The following is a 3257-nucleotide window of genomic DNA, read 5'->3' on the forward strand; positions in this document are numbered from 1 at the left end:
CACCACGCCGACGGAAGATGAACAGTCGGTAAACAGGGTCTGTAGATAGTCCAAAGGTGCAGGTGGACCCACAGGGAAGTGTCATCGGCCCTTAGACATTTACGGCTTCTTGACTCCACAATGAGCGCTATGAGCGCAGAAATGTTGATCCTGGTATTGCTGGTGGTCACGGCACTGGGATTCGACTTCACGAACGGCTTCCACGACACCGGCAACGCGATGGCGACGTCCATCGCCACCGGGGCCCTCAAGCCCAAGGTCGCGGTCACCATCGCCGCGATCCTCAACCTCGTCGGAGCGTTCCTCTCCGTCCAGGTCGCAGCGACCATCACCAAGGACGTCCTCAAGATCCAGTCGAGCAAGGGAGACCTGGTCACCGGGCTCGACGGTCAGAAGGCCCTGGTGATCATCTTCGCCGGCCTGATCGGCGGCATCCTCTGGAACCTCTTCACCTGGCTGTTCGGTCTGCCCTCGAGCTCCTCGCACGCGCTGTTCGGTGGCCTCATCGGCTCCGGTCTCGCCGCGATCGGCACCTCGGGCGTCAACTGGGAGGGCATCACCCAGAAGATCATCATCCCGGCGCTGCTCGCCCCGGTGATCGCTCTGCTCGTCGCGGCGCTCGGCACCTGGCTGATCTACGCGATCACCGCCAAGATCGCCGACAGCAAGAAGGAAGGCGGGTTCCGCACCGGACAGATCGCGACCGCCTCGCTCGTCTCCCTGGCCCACGGCACCGGCGACGCGCAGAAGACCATGGGCGTCATCGCCCTGGCGCTCATCGCAACCGGGCACCTCTCGGCCGGCTCGGTCAGCGAGGGCCTGCCGGTCTGGATCGTCTTCTCCTGCGCCATCGCGATCGCCGCGGGCACCTACCTCGGCGGCTGGCGCATCATCCGCACCCTGGGCAAGGGCCTCGTCGAGATCAAGGCCCCGCAGGGCCTGGCCGCCGAAGCATCCTCCGCCGCAATCATTCTCACCTCGAGCGCGGCCGGCATGGCGCTCTCGACCACCCACGTCGCCACCGGCTCGATCCTCGGATCGGGTGTCGGCAAGCCCGGCGCCGCAGTGCGCTGGGGTGTCGCGGGCCGCATGGTCGTCGCCTGGGTCACCACGCTTCCGCTCGCGGGCCTGGTCGGTGCCGGCTGCTTCTACATCGCGAACCTGATCGGCGGCGCCCCCGGCGCGATCGTCATCTTCGTGATCCTGGTGGCGCTGTCGGGCTACATGTACTGGCGCGCACAGCAGCAGAAGGTCGACCACAACAACGTCAACGCCGAGTGGGACGAGACGTCCAACACGGTCATCCCCGCCGATGTCGCCGCGGAGAGCCCGGCCACCGTCGGCACCCGCTGAGCACCCCCAGATTCAGAACCGAGGAAACGTAGAAGATGGAAACCTTCGAAGCCATTCTCAAGGTGCTGGTCATCGGACTGGTGCTGGGAGCCGGACTCCCCGCGGTGTTCGCGATCGGCCTGCGCCTCTACGCAGCCGGCAGCGGCGGCGTCGGTGACGACGGCACGACCACCGCACCGAACCCGGCCCTCAAGGCTGCGGGCGCGTTCCTGTTCCTGATCATCGCCGCCGTGATCGTCGTCGGGATCCTCTGGATCACCCGCACCACGATCAACTACCACTTCGGTGTGAACCTCTTCCCGTTCGCACCGGTGAAGTGAGCTGACGATGGCCGACACCAAGACATTCGACGCGATCCTCGACTGGGTCCGCGCGGGCTACCCCGAGGGCGTGCCCCCGAAGGACTACTTCCCGCTGTTGGCGCTGCTCAAGCGCTCGCTCGACGAGGAGCAGGTCACCCGGGCCATCCTCACCGTCTTCAAGGAGCACGGCACCGACAACCCGGTCACCGAGGACCAGATCCGCAGCGCGATCGCCAAGGTCATCGAGCTGGAGCCGAATCCCGAAGAGATCAACCAGGTCGCGTCCCGGCTCGCATCGGTCGGTTGGCCGCTGTCGGCCCCGGCGAACTGAGACCGCTCCGGCGATCACCCTCGGGTGACTGAGCACGCAGTACTCCCACCGGCGCAGATGTGCCAAAATCGACCGTACGGCGTGCAGCATCGCGCGCCGACACCGTTCGCCAGTCCACGCACGCAGGGGAGGCAGCATGGACCGCCCACAACTCATGCGCTCGATCATGAACTGGTTGCGTGCCGGCTACCCCAACGGCGTCCCGACCAACGACTACGTCCCCCTCATGGCGCTGCTGCGCCGTCAGCTCACCGACGACGAGGTCCACGAGATCTCCGACGCGCTGATCGCCGATGCCGCCGAGCAGGGCGATCCAGAACCCATCTCCCGCGTCGACGTCGGTGTGCTGATCACCAAGGTGACCGAGGAACTGCCGTCCGAAGCTGACATCGCCCGCGTGCGGGCCATCCTCGAGGACGCGGGTTGGACCTTCGAGGCCGGTCAGCGCGGCGGGACGTCTGACGCGTCCTGAGAGCACTCACTCCCCTCCCCCTGCGGGCCGGTCCTGCGGTCCTCGACGCCACCGAGCAGCTGGCCGGCATCCTCGACGGTCGCGTGGCTGCGCTCCCCGTTCCCGCCGCAGACCCGGCGGAGACCGATCGACTCTCCACTGCCCTCGGCGCCGGCGCAGCGATCGACAACGCGGTGTCGCTGGTTGTCGCGACATCGGGCACCACCGGTGTTCCCAAGGGCGCGATGCACACCCCCGCCACCCTGGCCGCGTCGGCGCAGGCAACCGAGGCCCGTCTCGGCGGACCGGGCGGCTGGCTGCTCGCGTTGCCACCGCACCACATCGCCGGACTGCAGGTGTTGTTGCGCAGCCTGCGTGCCGGGTACACGCCGGTGGTCATCGATGTCTCTCACGGATTCGACCCCGCGGACCTGATCGCCAGCATCAACGCGATGACGAGCCCGCGGCGCTACACCTCGCTGGTACCGACGCAGCTGATCAAGACCCTCGACGACCCCTCGGCCACCGCGGCGCTCCGCGAGGTCGATGCAGTGCTGGTTGGCGGTGCTGCGACGCCAGTTCTGCTGCAGCAGCGCGCCGTCGACGCCGGCATACCCATCGTGCGGACCTACGGGATGAGCGAGACCTGCGGTGGGTGCGTGTATGACGGGGTCCCGCTCGACGGGGTACGCATCCGACTCGACGATCCGAGCCCCGAAGGCATCGGACGAGTTGTGCTTGCCGGCCCGGTGGTGGCGAGCGGCTACCGCAACCGGCCCGAGCATCCAGCCTTTGCGACGCCTGGTGAATACCGCACCGA

At 67.4% G+C, this 3257-nt stretch carries 5 protein-coding genes; all 5 read left to right on the plus strand.

Features of this window, described 5'->3' with window-relative positions; all coding sequences use genetic code 11:
* Positions 1–129 precede the first annotated feature (129 nt).
* Positions 130–1353 carry an inorganic phosphate transporter gene (locus JHC79_RS23115; RefSeq protein ID WP_296395325.1) on the plus strand — a complete coding sequence of 408 codons (1224 nt, stop codon included), beginning with the start codon at positions 130–132 and terminating at the stop codon, positions 1351–1353.
* A gap of 35 nt (positions 1354–1388) precedes the next feature.
* Entirely contained in the window at positions 1389–1673 is a 285-nt protein-coding gene (locus JHC79_RS23120; RefSeq protein WP_296395327.1) for a hypothetical protein, read from the plus strand.
* Between the two features lie 7 nt (positions 1674–1680).
* On the plus strand, positions 1681–1986 hold the full coding sequence (locus JHC79_RS23125) for a DUF3349 domain-containing protein (RefSeq protein WP_296395335.1): 306 nt from the start codon (positions 1681–1683) through the stop codon (positions 1984–1986).
* 136 nt (positions 1987–2122) lie between these two features.
* Positions 2123–2458 (plus strand): DUF3349 domain-containing protein, encoded by a 336-nt coding sequence (locus JHC79_RS23130; protein ID WP_296395338.1) that lies wholly within the window; start codon positions 2123–2125, stop codon positions 2456–2458.
* A gap of 20 nt (positions 2459–2478) precedes the next feature.
* Positions 2479–3257 (plus strand): AMP-binding protein (locus JHC79_RS23135; protein WP_296395341.1); only part of this gene is annotated, 779 nt, incomplete at its 3' end.

Origin of the sequence: Williamsia sp., assembly GCF_016462415.1 — a bacterium.
Taxonomy (GTDB): domain Bacteria; phylum Actinomycetota; class Actinomycetes; order Mycobacteriales; family Mycobacteriaceae; genus Williamsia_A.

Bases quoted from the DNA above. Each gene is read 5' to 3' on its own strand.
- JHC79_RS23125 (WP_296395335.1), top strand. From the start codon at position 1,681: ATGGCCGACACCAAGACATTCGACGCGATCCTCGACTGGGTCCGCGCG.
- JHC79_RS23120 (WP_296395327.1), top strand. From the start codon at position 1,389: ATGGAAACCTTCGAAGCCATTCTCAAGGTGCTGGTCATCGGACTGGTG.
- JHC79_RS23130 (WP_296395338.1), top strand. From the start codon at position 2,123: ATGGACCGCCCACAACTCATGCGCTCGATCATGAACTGGTTGCGTGCC.
- JHC79_RS23115 (WP_296395325.1), top strand. From the start codon at position 130: ATGAGCGCAGAAATGTTGATCCTGGTATTGCTGGTGGTCACGGCACTG.